A 19,081-nucleotide genomic window follows, 5' to 3' on the forward strand; every position below is an offset into this window, starting at 1 on the left:
AAAGGCAACTAAGATATTCAAGCGGGATGAATCTTGTGGATTATCCTGCTTACCCTTGAACCCGGATGAACTTTCTCCAAAATTACGAATTACGAATTACGAATTAAATTATGGCAGCTACCTGCGATATTGTTCAAAAGCTTTGGAAGCTCTGCGACGTTCTCCGAGATGATGGTGTTACATACCTACAATATGTTACAGAATTAACCTATCTGCTATTTTTGAAGATGGCACAGGAGACGGGTGCAGAAAAGCAATTACCGGAGGGATATCGTTGGGGTAATTTGGTTAATAAGGGTGAGACGGAGCAACTGACATTTTATAGATCGCTCTTACTCATGTTGGGTTCTGAAAAGTCCTCTCAACGGGTACAGGCGATTTTTGTTAATGCTCAGACTTCCCTCAAAATACCCCGCATCCTCAAAAAGCTTGTTACCAGTATTGATGAATTGGACTGGTTTTCTGAGCATCGAGATGAGTTTGGCGATTTGTATGAAGGCCTACTCCAGAAAAACGCGGATGAGAAGAAATCTGGCGCGGGACAGTATTTTACCCCTAGACCTTTGATTGATTGCATGGTTGCCCTCATCAAGCCACAACCAGGAGAATTGATCCAAGACCCTGCTGCGGGTACGGGGGGGTTTTTGATTGCAGGCGATCGCTATATTCGTCAATACCATGACCCTTTTGAATGGACAGAAGCCCAGCAATCCTTTCAGCAGTATCAGGCGTTTTATGGCATGGAGTTGGTGCAGGATGCTCACCGGTTGATGTTGATGAATATGATGTTACACGGAATTGAGGGTGCTGTAGATTTGGGTGATACCCTTTCGTCGCAAGGACAGCGACTAGCGAAAGCAGATGTAATTCTCACGAATCCGCCCTTTGGCACGAAAAAGGGGGGTGGCTTACCTTCGAGAGATGATTTCACCTATTCCACTTCAAATAAGCAATTGGCGTTTTTGCAGCACATATACAGGTCACTCAAACCGGAAGGACGAGCTGCGGTGGTTTTACCGGATAATGTACTGTTTGAAGATGGACAAGGAAAATCAATTCGGGCTGATTTGATGAATAAGTGCAATTTGCATACCATTCTTCGGCTACCCACAGGTATATTTTATGCCCAAGGTGTGAAAACGAATGTTTTATTTTTCCAACGAGGAACAACCGAGAAAGGTAACACCAAAGCAGTTTGGTTCTATGATATGCGAACCAATATGCCCAGTTTTGGTAAGCGATTTCCTTTAACTCGTGAGCATTTCGCTGAGTTTGAGCAATGCTATGGAGATGACCCTAATGGCAATCATCCTCGTGTAGATTTGGGTGAAGATGGGCGTTTTAGCTGCTTTACGCGGGATTATATTGAAAAACGTAATGAAAACCTAGATATTTCCTGGCTACGGGATGAAAGTTTGCAATCAGGTGATAATTTACCTGAGCCAGAGGTGATTGCTGCTGAGATTATGGAGAAACTACGAATTGCAACCAAGGAGATGGAAGCTTTAATGATATTGCTAGAAGGGGAAGAAGCAGCAGAGGCTGTTAGTTCTTCGGTGGGTATGCCAACTTTAGAATAGGAATATGATGCGCGAGTTTCACTCTAGGGAGCAGTTAAATGACCATTGAGCAAGCCATTTTAGAAAAAGTGCGGATATTATCACCAGAGAAGCAACAAGAGGTACTGGCGTTTATCGACCTATTGCAAGCTGACGAGTGGGAAAAGTTATACAAGGGAAGATTTAGCGAACTACAGCAGGAAATTCATATTGGAATAGAAGCAGCTAATCGGGGTGAGTTAGTGGATGCTGAAGAGGTATTTCAAAGGTTACGCGCGAAACTGCAACAAAAACGCGCTCAGGCTGGTCAATGAGCAATATTTGTAGGTTTACAGTTACAGCAAGTCGAGACATTGAGGCTATCATCGATTACATTGCTGACAATAGTAGTTTTAATGCTGCGGAAAGCCTTCTCAGCAAAATTAACAATAAGTGTGAAAGGTTAGCAAAATTTCCGGGTATGGGGCGTAGGCGAGATGAATTAGCTCCTAATTTACGCAGCTTTCCTGTTAATGATTACCTCATTTTCTACCGTTCCATTGAGGAAGGTGTTGAAATTTTGCGTGTTGTTAGTGGCTATCAGGATTTAGAAGGTTTGTTTTTAGGGCAGGATGAGGATTAACGGAATTGGTTGGGATGAGTGACGAATTAACAGAACTACCAGAAGGTTGGCAATGGAAAAATTTGGGAGAAGTTTTTGAAATTTTTGTAGGAGCAACACCGAGCCGAAAAATTCCAGAATATTGGGATGGTTCAATACCTTGGGTCAGTAGTGGAGAAGTTGCCTTCTGTGAAATTTATGAAACACGTGAAACTATTACTGAATTAGGTCTAAAAAATACCTCGACAGAACTTCATCCCCCTGGCACAGTTCTACTGGGGATGATTGGTGAAGGAAAAACACGCGGTCAAGCAGCAATCCTCAAAATTTATGCAACTCATAATCAAAATTCTGCTGCAATAAGAGTTTCTGAGATTGGCTTACCACCAGAGTATGTATATTATTTTCTCAAGTTAGAGTATGAACGTACAAGGCAGATTGGCTCTGGAAATAATCAGCAAGCGTTGAATAAAAGTCGTGTTCAATTGATGTCTTTTCCCGTTCCACCCCTCAACGAGCAAAAGCGGATTGTTGCCAATATTGAGGAGTTGAACGATCGCACTCAAAGAGCCAAGGAAGCACTAGACAGTATACCTCAGTTGTGCGATCGCTTCCGTCAATCCGTCCTCGCTGCTGCCTTCCGAGGCGATTTAACAGCAGATTGGCGCGACCAAAACCCAGACGTTGAACCTGCTTCAGTTTTGCTGGAAAGAATTAGGCGCGATCGTCGTTGTCGTTGGGAAGAACTCGAAGTAGCGAAGATGCAGTCTAAAGGTAAAGTAGTTGAAGAATGTAAGTGGAAAGAAAAATATCAAGAACCTGATCCATTAAGTAATTTTGACTTGCCAGAATTACCTAATGGATGGGTGTGGACAAAATGGGAACAGGTAGGTTTTTGTCAAAATGGTCGAGCGTTTCCAAGCAAAGAGTATCAAACAAATGGAGTTAAACTCCTCCGCCCAGGAAATCTTCATGTATCAGGAGAGATTGAGTGGAATGATTCAAACACTAGATATCTTTCTGAAGATTGGGCTGAACAATATCCTGATTATTTAATTAGTACTAATGAGCTTGTTATAAACCTTACGGCTCAATCACTTGCAGATGAATTCCTGGGAAGAATCTGCCTAACTGGTGAAGATGAAAGATGTTTACTTAACCAACGAATAGCACGCTTGGTACCGATCATAATATCACCACGTTTTTTATTCTGGTTGTTTAAGTCTAAATTGTTCAGAAGTTATGTTGATGATTTAAACACAGGTTCTCTAATTCAGCATATATTCACGCCTCAAATAAATAAGTTTCATTTTCCTCTACCACCTTTAAAAGAACAACAAATGATTGTGAATTTAATCGAAACGCAAATTAATTCCATTGAAAATATTGGGCTGAAAGCTGGACAAATGCAAAACGCTTTTCCTCATCTGAATCAATCTATTCTTGCTAAAGCTTTTCGGGGTGAACTTGTCCCCCAAGAGCCTGATGATGAACCTGCATCAGTATTACTAGAACGAATTCGAGCCAAACGAGACAAATTAAATAACAGCAAACCAAAAAGCGATCGTACAAGCAAGCGCAAGAGGAAGACAGTAGAAGGTCAAGGGGTTATACCAGGACTAGAGTAGCTCAAGGATAATGCAGTCATTGTTGATTGAGTCATTTCTCTATTACTCCTGCTTTAGCAATTAAGATTCGCATTGTCTATTTTAGATTGAGAACTACTTCTAAAATTAGGCTACTAGCTCTTATAAGTCGTAACTTTGTTCATTAATCTATGTATCAAAACATCGCATATTCCAATAGTTTTGATACAAACGAACTGTTGTGGGTTGTCTTTCAGCTAATGAAATTGCCCAAGTATACAGTCATAAATGAAGTAGAGGGATAACCCGATGTTAGAAGAATTTAACACCAGTTACGAAGAGTTATATACTACCATCATTGATGAACATGGTCGCTTAATTACAGTTCCGCTACGATATGCACTAAGAAGGGAGGGAAAACGAGCGATATCTGAAGATAAATTTCTTGAAATTAAGCGCAACAAAATCCCGTTTAAATTTATTAAAATTCCAGATGTTCCCGAAACTAAAGATTTCCTGAGATTGAGCCATGCAATTAGGAATGTTGCCTCATTTGATATTGGTTCTGTAAATGAGGATCAAGGACTGATGATGAAATGTGTCCAGTTATACTGGCAATTTAAAGCTGGGTTATTACCCAACATGATTTACAACCTCATTCCTGATTCAAGATTGGAAGGCGATTTGAGTCAGCTAATGCCATCAACTGCCATGAAAAATCTGAAAATCGAAGCAACAGCCGACAAAGCACTTTATGAACTACTTAAATACGACCTTTTTGATCCAGAGACGAATGGTATTAAAGAATCATCAGTAATTAAAAAATGGGCAGATGCCAGAGGTATAACTTTTTCCTTCAATCATTTTGAAGAACTATTCATCACAATTCTCAAGCAAACATTTCGTGATAATATCCAAAATGAGATGTTTAGACCAAACTTTTCAGGGTCTAGCAAAAAAACTCTTAGAAAAAATTATCGACAGTTTATAAAGTTTATTACCGACTGCATTGAAGATAAATTAAAGATAAAAGAGTGTGAAAATATATTGTTTAATATGGAATGGCAAGGCTATCCCATATTAGCACTTTGGGAATTGAGTCATCAAAACAACTCCAAAGAGTTTGTTCGCCTTTGGAAGCAATATATCAAAGCCCATAGAGCATTAATAAAATTGATTGACTCTCGCGTTTATTGGAAAAACTTTATTCCATATCAAAAAAGAAAAGGAACTAACAATAAAGAGCCAATTCAAGGAGTCTTAACCGAAGACGGATGCATATCCTGGGTTTGGTGTTAAGTATTCTTTACAAAACTGAATCAAGTTAAACCAAAATCTAACCTTCAGTCTTTAATGCTAATAAAGAGAAGAAGGTTAGATATTTTTATTATGAATAGGCATATCAATCAATTTAAAAATGTAATTCAATACTATTTATTTAAGCCTCAATAAGTAAGTTATTTGTGCATATCCAGCACCTGCTGGATATGCACAAATAATTGGTAGAATCTTCATATAAATTGATTTATTTACTGAGGTTAGACTGAAAAATGAAAAGAATTGTAGGTTATGCCAGAGTTTCTTCCCGTGAACAAGCTATTGATTCTCATGCTTTAGAACAACAGGAAGCTAGGCTTAAAGGTGGTGGAGCAACAGAAATTTTTCAAGATATTCAATCCGGTAGTAATGACGATAGACCTGCTTTAAAAAAATTGATGAACTTAGTAAAAAATAAACAAGTGGATGAAGTTATTATTACAAGAATTGATAGAAAAGCTCGCTCATTACCAAAATTACGAGAATGTATTGATATTTATCAACAAGCTGGTGTGAATTTAAGGATTTTAGACCAGCAGATTGATTTAAATACATCTCAAGGTAAACTAATGATAAATGTCTTAGGTTCTCTTGCAGAATGGGAAACTGACCTTTTATCAGAGCGAATAAGGCATGGTAAAGAACATCGCCGTAATAAACGAGCCGCTTGTGAATCCTATCCCTGGGGCTATCAAGTAGTTAATGATAAATATCAGTTAGATACTCGTTTATTTTTTTGTTTAATTTCAGACAGACCAGACAATTATCTTGAACTCTATAACGAAGAAAATGTCACAAAACTACCTGGTTTGACTATCAAACAAATAGCTAGAGATTGTATTGATATATTTCTACAAGTTCAAGGAATCAGTCGAGCTTTGAAAGTTATATTCACAAAATATGGATTAGTGAAAATACATAAAAATAGAAATAGTCGAGATAGTATATTACATTGGACAACAGCAGGTTTCAATAAATGGTTAACTAACCCTGTCCTTCGTGGTCACACGGCCTACTTTCAACGCATTACTATTAGCAAAGGAAAAAGAAAGAAAAATAAGCCTGAAGACTGGCAACTAATTCATGATACTCATCCAGAGTATAAGCTCATTACTGAAGCCGAAGCAGTTGAGATTCAACAAATTCTCAAATTTAACTCGAAAACTGGGTCTTTTAGCTTTAATCAAGACCCAAATCACCCTGTCTGTTACCGAGAATATGCTTATCAAACAGGTCTAGTTTTTTGTGCTGAATGCGGTTCCAAGTGTATTACTAAAAGTGCGAGGTATAAGCAAGGAATGTATTATTATTATTTTGCTTGCCGATATGCAGACATGGGTTGTGGGAATAAAAAATCTACCCGCAAATCTAATATTGAAAAGGCTCTCATCCATACCTTAGTACAACGTTCTCAAATTTTAGCGAATGAGTTAGACGAACAGCTAACTATAGAGCAGGAAAAATCAGAGAAACTAAAACAGTTAGAATCTCGACTAGAGGCTCTAGAAAAAATTTCAGGGTTTGACCCAGACCTTGAAAAGCTTAAAGAGAAGATTCGTCTACAAATTGCGGAGGAAGTTAATCCATTTCTCTCCGATTCAATTCTCAATAAAAGTACAGAGGAAATTATCCGTGCTGGTAATAATTTAGCAATCTGGCACACCTTATCTCCAGATGAAAAGGTCAAAGTTTATCACCAACTTGTTCATCAGATTACTATTCGCAATGCAGAAGTTGAAGAAGTGATTTTGAAAATCTAAACCTGTAGCTAAGTTAGATATATGAATACGCAAGAAAGTTTTAATTTAAACAAACTCAAATGTGAGGTCGCAATGAAACAAGCGTTGCAATCATGGCAGCCAAAACCACAAGTTTATGGAATGGAATGTCCAAAATGCAATTCTCACCTCCTTGGTAAACATGGTCGAGAACCAGATGGTGTACAACGTTATATCTGTAAGAATTGCTCCCGTATCTTTAGAGCAAGACCTGTTATAACCTGTAATTGCTTGATTCCTGGAAAAGAATTAAGGTGTCAATCTTGCCCTCAATTTCAGGAGTTTTTGGATATTGTTAAGCAAAATATGGAGGAATTAGGCTTTTTGAGTTTTCAGGAACTACAGAACCTCAAAGTATCTGAGGAAGGAACTCAAAACGCCAAATTCATCGCAGATTGTGAGTAGATAGATTACAAATTGAACTTAATTATAGCGATTCCCATCTCAGTGAGGTACGTTTTCCAACCTACTAACCTTGATAAAAAAGATTTGGGTATACTTCAGTTGCTTAGAAAACGCTCGAGGCAAGCCATATTAAGCTTCTCTATGGCATAACCATTTAAAATTCAGGGACAAATAATTCCCGTTTGCTACCTGCATAGTGTTGATATATTATTTCTGGGCTATTACCTACCAACCGAGCCACATCTTTTACATCTAGCTTACCAGTTTCGAGAGCATGAGTAATAAAAGTATGTCTAGTTTGGTACAGTTTCCTGTATTCAATTTCCAACCCATGAATTACAGTTGTCCATATCCGTCCCCGAAAGTTATCGATATCAATTGCTTTGCCTTTAGGTGAAGGAAATACAAATGAATCAGAGGTTGCATCTTCCGGCTTATTAGATTGTAATAGTTTACGGAGTGAATCATTGCACGGAAACTTTCTTCTTTCTTGAGTCTTTAACCCTTGCCTAATTTGTTTACCATACTCAGTTTTAATGATTGCTTGCTCAAAATTAATTTGTCTTAAATCTTGAGAAATATGTTTCCACTGTAAAGCAATAGCTTCTGATGGTCTACATCCTGTTAAAAATAGGAACGTAACAAAAGGAGTATAGTGGCTATGCTTAAACGCTGATGCTTTTGGACAAAAGAGGTTGGTTTCAATTGCATTGATAATTTTATCTCTTTCTTTCAAAGTAAAAGGATTTATTTCGTCGATTTCCTGGCTTCTGGATGACTTTGGTAAATTAATTTTCGTTGCCATCCCCTGAAATGGGTTTTCTGAAATCATTCCAGATTCTATTGCCCACTCGCAGCAAGCCGAAAGACGGGTAATAAATCTTTTTCCTGAATATAAAGGAATTGTATTTAAAATGTAGTCTCTGATTTCGCTAGCTTTATCCAAGTCATGAGTTGTTAAATTTTTAACATAATTAGAAAAAACACCATACGAAAGTATCATAGTGTTAGGGCTACACTGCGGTCGCTTATATTCAATAAATTGTTCCCAAAGGTCTGCTAGTGATGTTTTAACAGTAATACTACGTGTTATTTCTGTTGCAACCTTACTCAGTACAGCCTGTGGTTTGTATTTAGCTAGGGTAGGGTCAAAATTTCCAGAAACTATGTCTAGCTCAATTTGCCTTGCCTTTGCTTCTGCTGCTTTACGGTTAACAGAGTTATCTGCCAAACCTATGCTGAGATAATGACGTTTATCTGCGAACCTGAACCGTAATTGTAATCGGTCATTTGAAGAGATGACTTGAACAGTACCTTTAGAAGCTTTACTAGAGTTGGGTTTGGAGTACACGGGTTTATCCTTCTTAGTACCTTTTTTAGTACACCAACTTTACACCCAAGTTACACCCAAAAGTACCTAAAAAGAGCTAATATTTGTTTCTAGCAATAAACAAATATACCACCCTCAATGGAAGAGGTTAGAGGAAAAATCGTTAAAAGCTTGTTAAATAAGGCTTTCTTTACAAAGCGGGCGATGGGACTCGAACCCACGACGTTCACCATGGGAAGATGACATTCTACCACTGAATTACGCCCGCGAATTGCTGCCATGAACTTAAGGCTAAGGTAAATTATACCACTATTTACAGATGTTTTCTAATTGGCTAAAACATATACGGTTTTGGCAACTGCTGATCTATCAATCCTGTGGCTGTTCAGATTGAAAATCTTTTTAGCTAGCTAATGACGGCACTTACTACTATCTTTAGCTAAAGAACAATATCCTCACCTCGCTCAGTGAAGCGAACCTCTTTAATATTCCATTGGCTATTACTCGTTAAGGTTTTGCGGAGACTGCCAAACAGAGCAAACTGTTCACAACTAGAAAGAGAAGCTATTTGCCGTTTTGACTCAGGAGATATTCGCAGATCAACTGTAGCAACACCATTTTTGATGTTGACACGATATCCAGACAAGCTAAAGTCGCTTGTATCTCGTTTTTCTAATATCTTATTTACTACATTTGTAACTGGTTCTTCGGCTGGTACTGAAACTTTTTCAGGAATGAATTCTTGACACTGGGTATCACTTGTATATAGCGTGACATTAGTAGTTTTGCTAGTGACAGCTTTAGGAATTGATGGGGAAGGCGTATTTTCTTTAGGAGATTCTTGATTAGGAGATTTTTCTCTCAACTGAGCTACGCTAGGAATTTGGCTAGGAGTCTGAGAAGATACGCTATTCGTTGGTGTTGTTATGGGGCCTGGTGTTGGGCTATCAATATTACGAGCGGTAGGGTTAGAACTACAACTGCTGAGGCTGACAACCATTGTCACAAAAATCAGGGGTAAAAAATATCTTTTAGTTGTGTTCATAATTTTGCTCATAAGTGATGTTGTTGCTATCAATTTCAGTGTTGCTGGTATTAATTCCGTATAAATTTATGAATCTTCAGCCAGTCTATAAAGTGTCAACCCGAAATCTGTTAAAGTCGAGGGTTACACTATACACCAAAATTACAACATCTGCTTTTCAATGAGCGATGTCTGACGATCAGCCCCTCCGGGTCTACGCCAATCCCAAAAAGCTTGATTAGAGAAGCAAGAGTGCGGCAATGAAAGATATATAGAATTAAGTCTATTTATCTGAAAATAGCTGTAGGTTTGAGCAGATTACGTACACTCTGTTGTATATCTTCTTGTTTAACTAAGGATTCGCCAAGTATAACGGCATGTGTACCAGCTTCAGCTACAAGGGATAAATCAGCAGGTGTATACAAGCCAGACTCACTAACAACGATAATGCCCAAGCTTTGTAGTTGCGATCGCCTAGCCGCCAGTAGTTGCTCAGTTGTGTCAATATTGACGCTAAAATCTTCTAGACTTTGGTTGTTAATTCCTATTAGGCGTACATCATCAAGCTTTAGCACCCGATCTAGTTCTGCTAAAGTATGGACTTCTATCAAAGCATTCATTCCCAAATAGTGAATCACTCGCAAAAAGTTTTGAAGTTCCTTATCTGAGAGAATTCCTGCAATCAATAGCACCGCATCAGCGCCTGCTGCCCGTGCTAAATAAATTTGGCAGGGATCTAAAATGAATTCCTTGCACAGTAGAGGCAATCCCACCCGGTAGCGGATGGTGCGTAAATTTTCAAAGCTGCCATAAAAGAACTTCTGATCGGTGAAGACAGAGATACAAGTTGCGCCACCACGTTCATAGGCTTTAGCGATCGCTACTGAGTCCAAATCTGCTTTAATAATTCCATGAATTAGGGATGCTTTTTTCACCTCTGCAATGATACAAGGTCGGTAATGACTCTGTTGCAAAGCAGAGATAAAATCTCGCACAGTCGGCGCAGCAGCTAACTGGCGTTGCAAAGAAGCCAAAGACATCTCTTGCTGAATCTGTGCAACTTCATGCTTTTTCTGCCATATAATCTCTGTCAGAGTAGGTTGCAAATAAGTATTAGGGGTAGTAAATGGGTAAGTCATAATTGCTAAGGATGGCGTGACCAAAAAAGTATGAATTATAAAATTTCAGGCTATCTAACAGATATTCTTATTAATTGGTCTTTGTGGAAACGTCTTTAACAAATAGAAATCTGTAAATAACCGAACATTTAAAGTTTTCAATCTTCATCCTTGCCTCGTGGAACGTTGTGGTCAATTTTGTTAAAATAGCCTCATTTTCTGACATTCATTTATAGTAATCGTACTATCTTGATTAGTTTCATTTTCAAAGATGAAGCCAGGTTGATTTCAGGCTTAACGCTTCTACAGTCTTAGTATCAGTTTTATTTTGTTTTGAACTTTCAACTAAGCAGTTATTTTTGAGCAATCGAATGTAGGTTCGGTAAGGTATATAGTCTATGGGATTGTAACCAGCAAACCGCAAAATTAAAACACATGCCCAAGAATATTTGCCAGCAATAATCGCTTTGAGAATTTGCTCAATTTGTTCATTGTTGATTTTCTTACCCGTTTGTGTTTGATAACCAGTGATATTTTGAGTCATAAAATACGCTCGTGTATGTAAATAAAAACTGTTTTGTATTTGTTGACTTTTATCTTGCTTTTCCTTTATCCAATGCCCAAATTACCTATTTTTTGTGCATAGTCAACTATTTTAAGAAATGCCAGCTATTGAAGGGGATTGTCCATATCTTAAATAACAGGATTACAAGCTAGTGCTTAGGTTAACTTAAATAAAGTTAATAACTATTACAAATTTATATTGAAAGTAGGGGCGGGATTAAGCAGGATCATAAATATCTTGTTAAACCCGCTCTTAGAGATAAACCGTATTGCAGAAGCTGCTTCTTCGTTAAGCTTACTCAATCTTTAGCAAAGGAGTATATGAACGATTTTTTGACAGATATGTCTATTTTTTCGCTTTTGAAATCTTATTTATTTTTATTAGTGTCAAATCAACTTAGACTTTAGAAGGAAAATATGGAATTTATTAAGTTTTATATAGTAAAAAAATGTAGCTTTATTGGGCTTCTCTTACAATGTCCTCTGATTAGCCCTTTCAAAAGTATAAGTACGAATAAATTTTCATAAATTGTATTGAACAATACATCTTTGCTTAATATTTCCTATTTCTTTTGGAATATTTGTAAGCTATAAGTGCATGAGCCATAAAAATAATTTACTCCTTGTGACAGATGACAAGCTGTCTAATCATGTTGTTAGATGCCTAAGTGAGCAAATTTAGGATCGGTTAAATTAATGAGCAATAATTTACTTATTAAAACTATAGGTCTTAGAACGAATATATCTAAATTAGAATTGACAAAACTATTTTATTATGCACTAAAGTTTTTGACTTATGGTTCTTCTCTTGATTGCATAACAGTTATAAATGATTAGCTAAAATCAAAATTAGTATAGAGTTTTGTAGCATATTATTTATTGCATTTTTGGATATAACTTTGAAAAAGATTATCAAAACTTTCTCAGAGACAAATCACTGAAGATGGCTAAAAACTGCATTATTGTTATATTTAATGGGTTGAAGTCAGTTATGTATGTCTATGTGAATTAGGTTAAAGCATAAATATCAGATATTGCCCTTAATTTTATTAATATAGTTAAAAGGATAAAAAAGGTAGTTTTTTGATATTGTAATTTTGACTATATCAAGTTTTATATATTCGGTTTTAATTTATAAGAAATAATTATCTGTCGTAAGAATAAACACTATTTTGCTTTTCTAATATTGAATGAAGAGTAAGATAGCGCTTACTTATGTATTTAGCAATAATATCTTTATATTACCAATATAAAATTTTCTCTTTTTATTGTTAAAATTATCTTTAAAAGCACTAAATAACTTCTGATTCTTTTGAATTCCATTTATTTATAAATAGCCAATAGCACCATGATGATTTTAGAAAATTATGATTAGTAACTCATCAATGGCTATAGCACTGACTTATTTAACCGAGTGACTAGGGATATGGATTCTGGCCTTTATTACGTTAGTTCAATCTAACTCTTAATTGGTGCTACAGCCAGAATTAGAGATTTGCTGGTTTCCTGATGGTAGTTTTCTGAGTTGTTAATTAATAATCATTTTCAACTCAACACATATAACTTTTTGATAGATGACTCGGCATAGAATTTGATCGTCATTCCTTGCCACAAAAATCCTAGTGATGGAAAAATGAGATACGAATCGTCGAAAAAAATTCTTGTAATTGAAGATGATGCTGTTACTCGCAATCTCTTCTTAGAGGTTCTTGAGGCTCAAGGTTTTGACACCATAGGTGCTGAAGATGGAGTAGCTGGTATCCAGAAAGCACAAGAGCATTTACCCGACTTAGTGATTTGCGATATTCAAATGCCAGATATGGATGGCTACACCGTTTTGGCTAGGCTGCGCCAAGATCCTCACACAGCAATTATTCCTTTCATTTTTTTGACTGGGAGTAATACTCAAACAGATGTTCGCAAAGGTATGGAGTCGGGAGCGGATGATTATCTGACTAAACCCTCTAGTATAGAAGATTTTCTCAGAGCGATCGCTGTCCGATTAGAAAAGCAAGCTTTTTTGAGGTATTGGTACGCTACTAACTCTCATCAAACCGCTCAATCACCACCTTCATCGTTCAACTCTGAGTCCATTTTTCCATCTGTTCCCCAACTGCAAGCGGTTTTCGACTTTATTGAAGCTAATTATCGCCAAGGAATTACTTTGTCTGATGTGGCTCTTGCGGTTGGTTATTCGCCTGCTTACTTGACTAACCGAGTAGCAAAACAAACAGGAGAAACTGTAAACGCTTGGATTGTTAAGCGTCGAATGGCAGCAGCACGTCCTTTACTCAGAGATACTAATCAGACAATCGACCAGATTGCTATTGCACTAGGCTATCAAAATACATGTCATTTCTCCCGTCAGTTTCGTCAACACCACGGGCTTTCTCCCAAAACTTGGAGAAAACAGCAACAACTTCTTCAGTCTTCTAAAAACGCGAAGCTACAATTGATCAAAAATCATGATGCGTTAGAAAAACTTGTGCCTTTAGGTTGCTGATTAAAAGCAAATTACTAGTTTTCACTACTTTTTTGCTTGCTCAACTGCTGCATTAATAATTGCACTCCCAGAGCCAACAAACCAATTGCTACTATACCAAATATTCCGCTTCCTAAAGCAACTACACCAACAACCAGAGTCCGAACAGCAGAGGAAATTTTAATTACTAATGGATTAATTGAATGGAGGGGTTTAGCAGCAAAATTTGTAGCGATCGCAATCATCAGTGAATACAGTGCATATCCCATTCCTCCAGAAATAACCGCCCCAATTAGACAGCGTAAAGGACTCGCTGTCGCCTGTATTTTAGTATCAGTTGGTGGCGTTAAATTTTGGTCACTCATACAATTTTGGATTTCAGATTTTTAGTTGGGACATATCCTTGATTAAGGAAAAAGAATTATTTAAACAGATGATGTCACTTTAATACCATGCGTAATTGTCCGAGTTACAAACAATTCTAAGTCCTCATCAATAATTGCTTCCCTTACTTGCTGCAAAACTAGTTCTGCTTGCTGTTGAGATTCAAAAAGAGCAAATACTGTTGGGCCAGAACCGGACATCATTGTTCCTAAAACGCCTTCCTGATTTGCAAACACTTCTCGCAAATGCAAAACTTGGGGATAGGCTGGCAATACCACACGCTCTAAATCATTGTGCAATTTTTGGGCAATTTCCCTCGTATCTTTATGCAAAATAGCTTTGACTATTGCTCCTGAATGAACTGCACTAGCACGGGCTGCCAAATTATCGGTATCTATAATATAAGAATGGCCAAACTGCTGTCGATAGGTTTTGTATGCCCAAGGTGTGGAAACTTCCAGACTGCGGTATTTCCCCAATACTATATATATGTTATCTAAACTCGGCAGGGGAGAAAGTTGCTCACCCCTACCTGTTGCGATCGCAGTTCCACCTGCTACACAAAATGGGACATCAGAACCGAGTGTACCTCCTAACTCTTCTAATTCAGACTGAGTTAATCCCAACTTCCACAGTAAATCTATGCCCACTAACACAGCTGCTGCATTCGTCGAACCCCCAGCCAACCCAGCCGCTACAGGAATCTGCTTATTGACGGTAATCTCCACACCGCCATATTTAGCAAAGGCTTCGGGAAATTGCCTGACCATTAATTCTGCTGCCCGGTATGCCAGATTACTTTTATCTGTCGGTACTTGTGGGTGGTTACAGTGAACACGAATGCTGTCAGTGCTGATGGAACGCACATCAATTTGATCTGAAAGTCCGATACTTTGAAGTATCATGGCTAACTCATGATAACCATCGGGGCGATCGCCAATGATTTCCAGATACAAGTTGATTTTAGCAGGGGCAATTAAGCTGTAGGAACGCATTTTATAAGAATGGGGAATGGGCAATGGGCAATGCGGAATTGGGGAATGGGAAAAAATCCATTTTATCTTGTCATCTATTTCCTACTCCCTGCTCCCCACTCGCTACTGCCAGTTCATTTGCTAGGATTACCCATTGCTGAACGCTGATATCTTCGGCTCTGGCTTGGGGATTTATTTTTAATTGTTCCAGTAAGTGGCTCAGGCGATCGCGTTCTATAACAGATTGCAAATTATTTCGTAACATTTTGCGCTTGGCACCAAACCCCAACTTCAAGAAAGTCTCTAACTGTCGGGGATTAAGCGCTGGTATTTCTATTTTTCGGGGACGTAATCTTACCACTGCTGAATCAACTTTTGGCGCTGGATGGAATGCAGAGGCTGGGACTGTGCAGATTAACTCACACTCAGCCAAATACTGTACCCGCACGCTCAACGCCCCAAAGGTTTTTGACCCTGGTTTAGCATACAACCTTTCTGCTACCTCTTTTTGTACCAGCAATACTATAGAGTCAAATGGTTCGGGGTTGGGATTTGCGATCGTACCCAGTAGTTTCTCAATGATTGGCCCTGTAATGTTGTAGGGAATATTGGCTACTACTTTGTTTGGCTTTTGGAAATTGGGAAAGGCTACCAAATAAGATGGTAAATCCAGGGTGAGAAAATCGCCTTGTAGCAATAAGAAATTTTCAGTCTTACCCAGTTGCTTTGACAACAGTTGGCATAAGTCGCGGTCTATTTCAACTGCAATCAGAGATTGCACTAAGGGTAATAAACGACGAGTGAGAATGCCAGTTCCAGGACCAATTTCCAGGATGCAATCGCCTTTGGGGGAGCGATCGCTTTCTGTACACTCCGCTGCTTTAATAATTGCGTCGAGCGCCTTTTCACTTTTGAGCCAATGTTGAGCAAAGACCTTACGCGGTCGGATCATCTGTATTTATTGCCTAGTCTAGTTTTTAGCTTTTTCTCAAAAATTCATTATAAATTTTGAAGTCCCTCTACAGCGTTAGACTCACTGTAACGCCTATCTTCTCTTCCAAATGTTCCGCGAACTTAACGGTGGCGATCGCGCAAATGCCTATATAAGCGTCACCTGTTGATGGAAGTCTTAAACCGCAAGCTCCGCAGCAATTATACTTCTATAGTGAGTTCGAGCATTTAGATTCACGATAAATCCCTCCAGCAAGACTACCTCCTGCCTTTTTCGATAATCATTACTATAGTTACTCAACTTGCATCAGATCCCATTTAGAGACAAGCAACGTGCATTATTTACACAGTCAGGTTTAACCACTTCGTCCTTGCTTCCCTCCTGTTGCTTAACCCGTTCACTTGAAAGTAATGCCAGCCAAGAGATTTGCCCTTTTAGAAAAAAAATAAATTTACCCCTTGACAAACCAGGGGATTACTAGTTACTCTAGTTAAGTGGAAAGGCGAGAGAAGCCAACCACCACTGAACCTGAAAAACATAATACTTTGAAAGCTTAAAAAGAAAACCAATCCTCGTCAAAGGATTTTACTTTTTGGGAAACACCAAAAAGATAATCAAGATTATAAACTAGGATTCCGAAAAAATATTTTTCGGATACACAAACTCGAAACACAACAAAACGGAGAGTTTGATCCTGGCTCAGGATGAACGCTGGCGGTATGCTTAACACATGCAAGTCGAACGGTGTCTTCGGACACAGTGGCGGACGGGTGAGTAACGCGTGAGAATCTGGCTCTAGGTCTGGGACAACCACTGGAAACGGTGGCTAATACCGGATGTGCCGAGAGGTGAAAGGTTAACTGCCTAGAGATGAGCTCGCGTCTGATTAGCTAGTAGGTAGTGTAATGGACTACCTAGGCGACGATCAGTAGCTGGTCTGAGAGGACGATCAGCCACACTGGGACTGAGACACGGCCCAGACTCCTACGGGAGGCAGCAGTGGGGAATTTTCCGCAATGGGCGAAAGCCTGACGGAGCAATACCGCGTGAGGGAGGAAGGCTCTTGGGTCGTAAACCTCTTTTCTCAGGGAAGAACACAATGACGGTACCTGAGGAATAAGCATCGGCTAACTCCGTGCCAGCAGCCGCGGTAATACGGAGGATGCAAGCGTTATCCGGAATGATTGGGCGTAAAGCGTCCGCAGGTGGCAATGTAAGTCTGCTGTTAAAGAGTCTAGCTCAACTAGATACAAGCAGTGGAAACTACATAGCTAGAGTACGTTCGGGGCAGAGGGAATTCCTGGTGTAGCGGTGAAATGCGTAGAGATCAGGAAGAACACCGGTGGCGAAGGCGCTCTGCTAGGCCGTAACTGACACTGAGGGACGAAAGCTAGGGGAGCGAATGGGATTAGATACCCCAGTAGTCCTAGCCGTAAACGATGGATACTAGGCGTGGCTTGTATCGACCCGAGCCGTGCCGTAGCTAACGCGTTAAGTATCCCGCCTGGGGAGTACGCCGGCAACGGTGAAACTCAAAGGAATTGACGGGGGCCCGCACAAGCGGTGGAGTATGTGGTTTAATTCGATGCAACGCGAAGAACCTTACCAAGGCTTGACATGTCGCGAATCCTGGTGAAAGCCGGGAGTGCCTTCGGGAGCGCGAACACAGGTGGTGCATGGCTGTCGTCAGCTCGTGTCGTGAGATGTTGGGTTAAGTCCCGCAACGAGCGCAACCCTCGTTTTTAGTTGCCAGCATTAAGTTGGGCACTCTAGAGAGACTGCCGGTGACAAACCGGAGGAAGGTGGGGATGACGTCAAGTCAGCATGCCCCTTACGCCTTGGGCTACACACGTACTACAATGCTCCGGACAGAGGGCAGCAAGCATGCGAATGCAAGCAAATCCCGTAAACCGGAGCTCAGTTCAGATCGCAGGCTGCAACTCGCCTGCGTGAAGGAGGAATCGCTAGTAATTGCAGGTCAGCATACTGCAGTGAATTCGTTCCCGGGCCTTGTACACACCGCCCGTCACACCATGGAAGCTGGTAGTGCCCGAAGTCATTACTCCAACCTTTCGGGGAGGAGGATGCCTAAGGCAGGACTGGTGACTGGGGTGAAGTCGTAACAAGGTAGCCGTACCGGAAGGTGTGGCTGGATCACCTCCTTTTTAGGGAGACCTATACCCCTTACATATCGAAAAACACACAGTTAAATAGATAGTAAGTTGGTCTAACCTAGGTCGGTCGCAGACATGTGCAAAATGTAAAAAGCTTTCAAACTATGATTTGGTTCTTTTAGGGGCTATTAGCTCAGGTGGTTAGAGCGCACCCCTGATAAGGGTGAGGTCCCTGGTTCGAGTCCAGGATGGCCCACCTGAATCAATTAAAAATGCAAAATTAAAAATGAAAATGAAATAAATTTTTAATTTTTAATTATCAATTTTTAATTGTATCTGGGGGTTTAGCTCAGTTGGTAGAGCGCCTGCTTTGCAAGCAGGATGTCAGCGGTTCGAGTCCGCTAACCTCCACCTGTGGTGATTGCCATTGATAAAATATATTGAGAGTTCAGCAACATGACATGACTTTAGTGTCAGACTGCTGAGTTGTATCTCAGCCAGAACCTTGAAAACTGCATAGAAACGCGAAATTAGCAGGCAGACACAGACATTCTTAGTACTGAGTGCCTCGACTTAGAGTACTGAGTAAAATCAGTGCAAAGTGATGAGGTAAGCAGAACTAACTATTTGTTTTTGTGAATGCAAATTGTGAAACACCAAATGAATTGAGTGGTCAAGCTAATAAGGGCTAACGGTGGATACCTAGGCACACAGAGGCGATGAAGGACGTGGTTACCGACGATATGCTCCGGGGAGTTGGAAGCAAACATTGAGCCGGAGATTTCCGAATGGGGCAACCCTTAATACTACCTGCTGAATATATAGGCAGGAGAGAGCCAACCCAGCGAATTGAAACATCTTAGTAGCTGGAGGAAGAGAAATCAAAACAGAGA

General features: G+C 39.6%; 15 protein-coding genes, 3 tRNA genes and 2 rRNA genes (1 of these 20 only partly in view). 12 read left to right on the forward strand and 8 right to left on the reverse strand.

Annotated elements, in window-relative coordinates:
* Positions 1 to 110: 110 nt before the first annotated feature.
* From NPUN_RS24735 to NPUN_RS24765, 7 genes are all read left to right on the forward strand, one after another.
* The gene (locus NPUN_RS24735; protein WP_012411200.1) at positions 111 to 1,580 is read left to right on the forward strand and encodes a class I SAM-dependent DNA methyltransferase; all 1,470 of its coding nucleotides are present in this window, start codon (positions 111 to 113) and stop codon (positions 1,578 to 1,580) included.
* A 38-nt stretch (positions 1,581 to 1,618) separates the two neighbouring features.
* Positions 1,619 to 1,873, forward strand: coding sequence for a hypothetical protein (locus tag NPUN_RS24740; RefSeq protein ID WP_012411201.1), 255 nt, complete (start codon positions 1,619 to 1,621; stop codon positions 1,871 to 1,873).
* Positions 1,870 to 2,181, forward strand: a complete 312-nt coding sequence (locus tag NPUN_RS24745) for a type II toxin-antitoxin system RelE/ParE family toxin (protein ID WP_012411202.1) — start codon at positions 1,870 to 1,872, stop codon at positions 2,179 to 2,181. The genes NPUN_RS24740 and NPUN_RS24745 overlap by 4 nt, the downstream gene beginning before the upstream one ends.
* Positions 2,182 to 2,195: 14 nt before the next feature.
* Positions 2,196 to 3,788 carry a restriction endonuclease subunit S gene (locus tag NPUN_RS37880; protein WP_012411203.1) on the forward strand — a complete coding sequence of 531 codons (1,593 nt, stop codon included), beginning with the start codon at positions 2,196 to 2,198 and terminating at the stop codon, positions 3,786 to 3,788.
* Between the two features lie 267 nt (positions 3,789 to 4,055).
* Complete coding sequence (locus NPUN_RS24755; protein WP_012411204.1) at positions 4,056 to 5,045, forward strand: hypothetical protein; 990 nt, start codon at positions 4,056 to 4,058, stop codon at positions 5,043 to 5,045.
* A 251-nt stretch (positions 5,046 to 5,296) separates the two neighbouring features.
* Positions 5,297 to 6,823: a fdxN element excision recombinase XisF gene (gene xisF / locus NPUN_RS24760; protein ID WP_012411205.1), complete on the forward strand. Its 1,527-nt coding sequence runs from the start codon at positions 5,297 to 5,299 to the stop codon at positions 6,821 to 6,823.
* 72 nt (positions 6,824 to 6,895) lie between these two features.
* Positions 6,896 to 7,246, forward strand: a complete 351-nt coding sequence (locus NPUN_RS24765; protein WP_234710975.1) for an IS1/IS1595 family N-terminal zinc-binding domain-containing protein — start codon at positions 6,896 to 6,898, stop codon at positions 7,244 to 7,246.
* A 154-nt stretch (positions 7,247 to 7,400) separates the two neighbouring features.
* Here the strand turns inward: NPUN_RS24765 and NPUN_RS24770 are convergent, their stop codons facing one another.
* The 5 genes from NPUN_RS24770 to NPUN_RS24790 form a co-directional block, all read right to left on the reverse strand.
* Positions 7,401 to 8,597 (reverse strand): Arm DNA-binding domain-containing protein, encoded by a 1,197-nt coding sequence (locus NPUN_RS24770; protein WP_012411207.1) that lies wholly within the window; start codon positions 8,595 to 8,597, stop codon positions 7,401 to 7,403.
* Between the two features lie 175 nt (positions 8,598 to 8,772).
* Positions 8,773 to 8,844: transfer RNA gene (locus NPUN_RS24775), tRNA-Gly, on the reverse strand.
* A 171-nt stretch (positions 8,845 to 9,015) separates the two neighbouring features.
* Positions 9,016 to 9,633, reverse strand: coding sequence for a GerMN domain-containing protein (locus NPUN_RS24780; RefSeq protein WP_012411208.1), 618 nt, complete (start codon positions 9,631 to 9,633; stop codon positions 9,016 to 9,018).
* Between the two features lie 254 nt (positions 9,634 to 9,887).
* Positions 9,888 to 10,739: an indole-3-glycerol phosphate synthase TrpC gene (gene trpC / locus NPUN_RS24785; protein WP_012411209.1), complete on the reverse strand. Its 852-nt coding sequence runs from the start codon at positions 10,737 to 10,739 to the stop codon at positions 9,888 to 9,890.
* 244 nt (positions 10,740 to 10,983) lie between these two features.
* On the reverse strand, positions 10,984 to 11,262 hold the full coding sequence (locus NPUN_RS24790; protein ID WP_012411210.1) for a HetP family heterocyst commitment protein: 279 nt from the start codon (positions 11,260 to 11,262) through the stop codon (positions 10,984 to 10,986).
* Positions 11,263 to 12,915: 1,653 nt separating this feature from the next.
* Between NPUN_RS24790 and NPUN_RS24795 the strand changes: the two genes are divergently transcribed.
* Entirely contained in the window at positions 12,916 to 13,785 is an 870-nt protein-coding gene (locus tag NPUN_RS24795; RefSeq protein ID WP_012411211.1) for a response regulator, read from the forward strand.
* Between the two features lie 14 nt (positions 13,786 to 13,799).
* On the opposite strand, the gene NPUN_RS24800 is transcribed toward NPUN_RS24795, so the two are convergent.
* The 3 genes from NPUN_RS24800 to rsmA all read right to left on the reverse strand — a co-directional run bounded on the left by NPUN_RS24800 (position 13,800) and on the right by rsmA (position 16,074).
* Entirely contained in the window at positions 13,800 to 14,129 is a 330-nt protein-coding gene (locus tag NPUN_RS24800; RefSeq protein WP_012411212.1) for a DUF3082 domain-containing protein, read from the reverse strand.
* A gap of 60 nt (positions 14,130 to 14,189) precedes the next feature.
* Positions 14,190 to 15,143 carry a 4-(cytidine 5'-diphospho)-2-C-methyl-D-erythritol kinase gene (ispE, locus tag NPUN_RS24805; protein WP_012411213.1) on the reverse strand — a complete coding sequence of 318 codons (954 nt, stop codon included), beginning with the start codon at positions 15,141 to 15,143 and terminating at the stop codon, positions 14,190 to 14,192.
* A gap of 70 nt (positions 15,144 to 15,213) precedes the next feature.
* Complete coding sequence (gene rsmA, locus NPUN_RS24810; RefSeq protein WP_012411214.1) at positions 15,214 to 16,074, reverse strand: 16S rRNA (adenine(1518)-N(6)/adenine(1519)-N(6))-dimethyltransferase RsmA; 861 nt, start codon at positions 16,072 to 16,074, stop codon at positions 15,214 to 15,216.
* A gap of 676 nt (positions 16,075 to 16,750) precedes the next feature.
* Here rsmA and NPUN_RS24815 point away from each other — a divergent pair.
* From NPUN_RS24815 to NPUN_RS24830, 4 genes are all read left to right on the forward strand, one after another.
* Positions 16,751 to 18,239, forward strand: a 16S ribosomal RNA gene (locus NPUN_RS24815).
* A gap of 131 nt (positions 18,240 to 18,370) precedes the next feature.
* Positions 18,371 to 18,444: transfer RNA gene (locus NPUN_RS24820), tRNA-Ile, on the forward strand.
* An 82-nt stretch (positions 18,445 to 18,526) separates the two neighbouring features.
* Positions 18,527 to 18,599, forward strand: a tRNA-Ala gene (locus tag NPUN_RS24825).
* Positions 18,600 to 18,859: 260 nt separating this feature from the next.
* Positions 18,860 to 19,081, forward strand: a 23S ribosomal RNA gene (locus NPUN_RS24830); it runs 2,667 nt beyond the window's last position.
* Together the 16S and 23S rRNA genes with 2 tRNA genes alongside form the textbook arrangement of a ribosomal RNA operon.

Source organism: Nostoc punctiforme PCC 73102 (assembly GCF_000020025.1).
Classification (GTDB): Bacteria; Cyanobacteriota; Cyanobacteriia; order Cyanobacteriales; family Nostocaceae; genus Nostoc; species Nostoc punctiforme.

Excerpts from the sequence above, each read along its gene's own strand:
- NPUN_RS24735 (WP_012411200.1), top strand. The coding sequence starts at position 111 with ATGGCAGCTACCTGCGATATTGTTCAAAAGCTTTGGAAGCTCTGCGAC.
- NPUN_RS24740 (WP_012411201.1), top strand. The coding sequence starts at position 1,619 with ATGACCATTGAGCAAGCCATTTTAGAAAAAGTGCGGATATTATCACCA.
- NPUN_RS24745 (WP_012411202.1), top strand. The coding sequence starts at position 1,870 with ATGAGCAATATTTGTAGGTTTACAGTTACAGCAAGTCGAGACATTGAG.
- NPUN_RS37880 (WP_012411203.1), top strand. The coding sequence starts at position 2,196 with ATGAGTGACGAATTAACAGAACTACCAGAAGGTTGGCAATGGAAAAAT.
- NPUN_RS24755 (WP_012411204.1), top strand. The coding sequence starts at position 4,056 with ATGTTAGAAGAATTTAACACCAGTTACGAAGAGTTATATACTACCATC.
- xisF (WP_012411205.1), top strand. The coding sequence starts at position 5,297 with ATGAAAAGAATTGTAGGTTATGCCAGAGTTTCTTCCCGTGAACAAGCT.
- NPUN_RS24765 (WP_234710975.1), top strand. The coding sequence starts at position 6,896 with ATGAAACAAGCGTTGCAATCATGGCAGCCAAAACCACAAGTTTATGGA.
- NPUN_RS24780 (WP_012411208.1), bottom strand. The coding sequence starts at position 9,633 with ATGAGCAAAATTATGAACACAACTAAAAGATATTTTTTACCCCTGATT.
- trpC (WP_012411209.1), bottom strand. The coding sequence starts at position 10,739 with ATGACTTACCCATTTACTACCCCTAATACTTATTTGCAACCTACTCTG.
- NPUN_RS24790 (WP_012411210.1), bottom strand. The coding sequence starts at position 11,262 with ATGACTCAAAATATCACTGGTTATCAAACACAAACGGGTAAGAAAATC.
- NPUN_RS24795 (WP_012411211.1), top strand. The coding sequence starts at position 12,916 with ATGAGATACGAATCGTCGAAAAAAATTCTTGTAATTGAAGATGATGCT.
- NPUN_RS24800 (WP_012411212.1), bottom strand. The coding sequence starts at position 14,129 with ATGAGTGACCAAAATTTAACGCCACCAACTGATACTAAAATACAGGCG.
- ispE (WP_012411213.1), bottom strand. The coding sequence starts at position 15,143 with ATGCGTTCCTACAGCTTAATTGCCCCTGCTAAAATCAACTTGTATCTG.
- rsmA (WP_012411214.1), bottom strand. The coding sequence starts at position 16,074 with ATGATCCGACCGCGTAAGGTCTTTGCTCAACATTGGCTCAAAAGTGAA.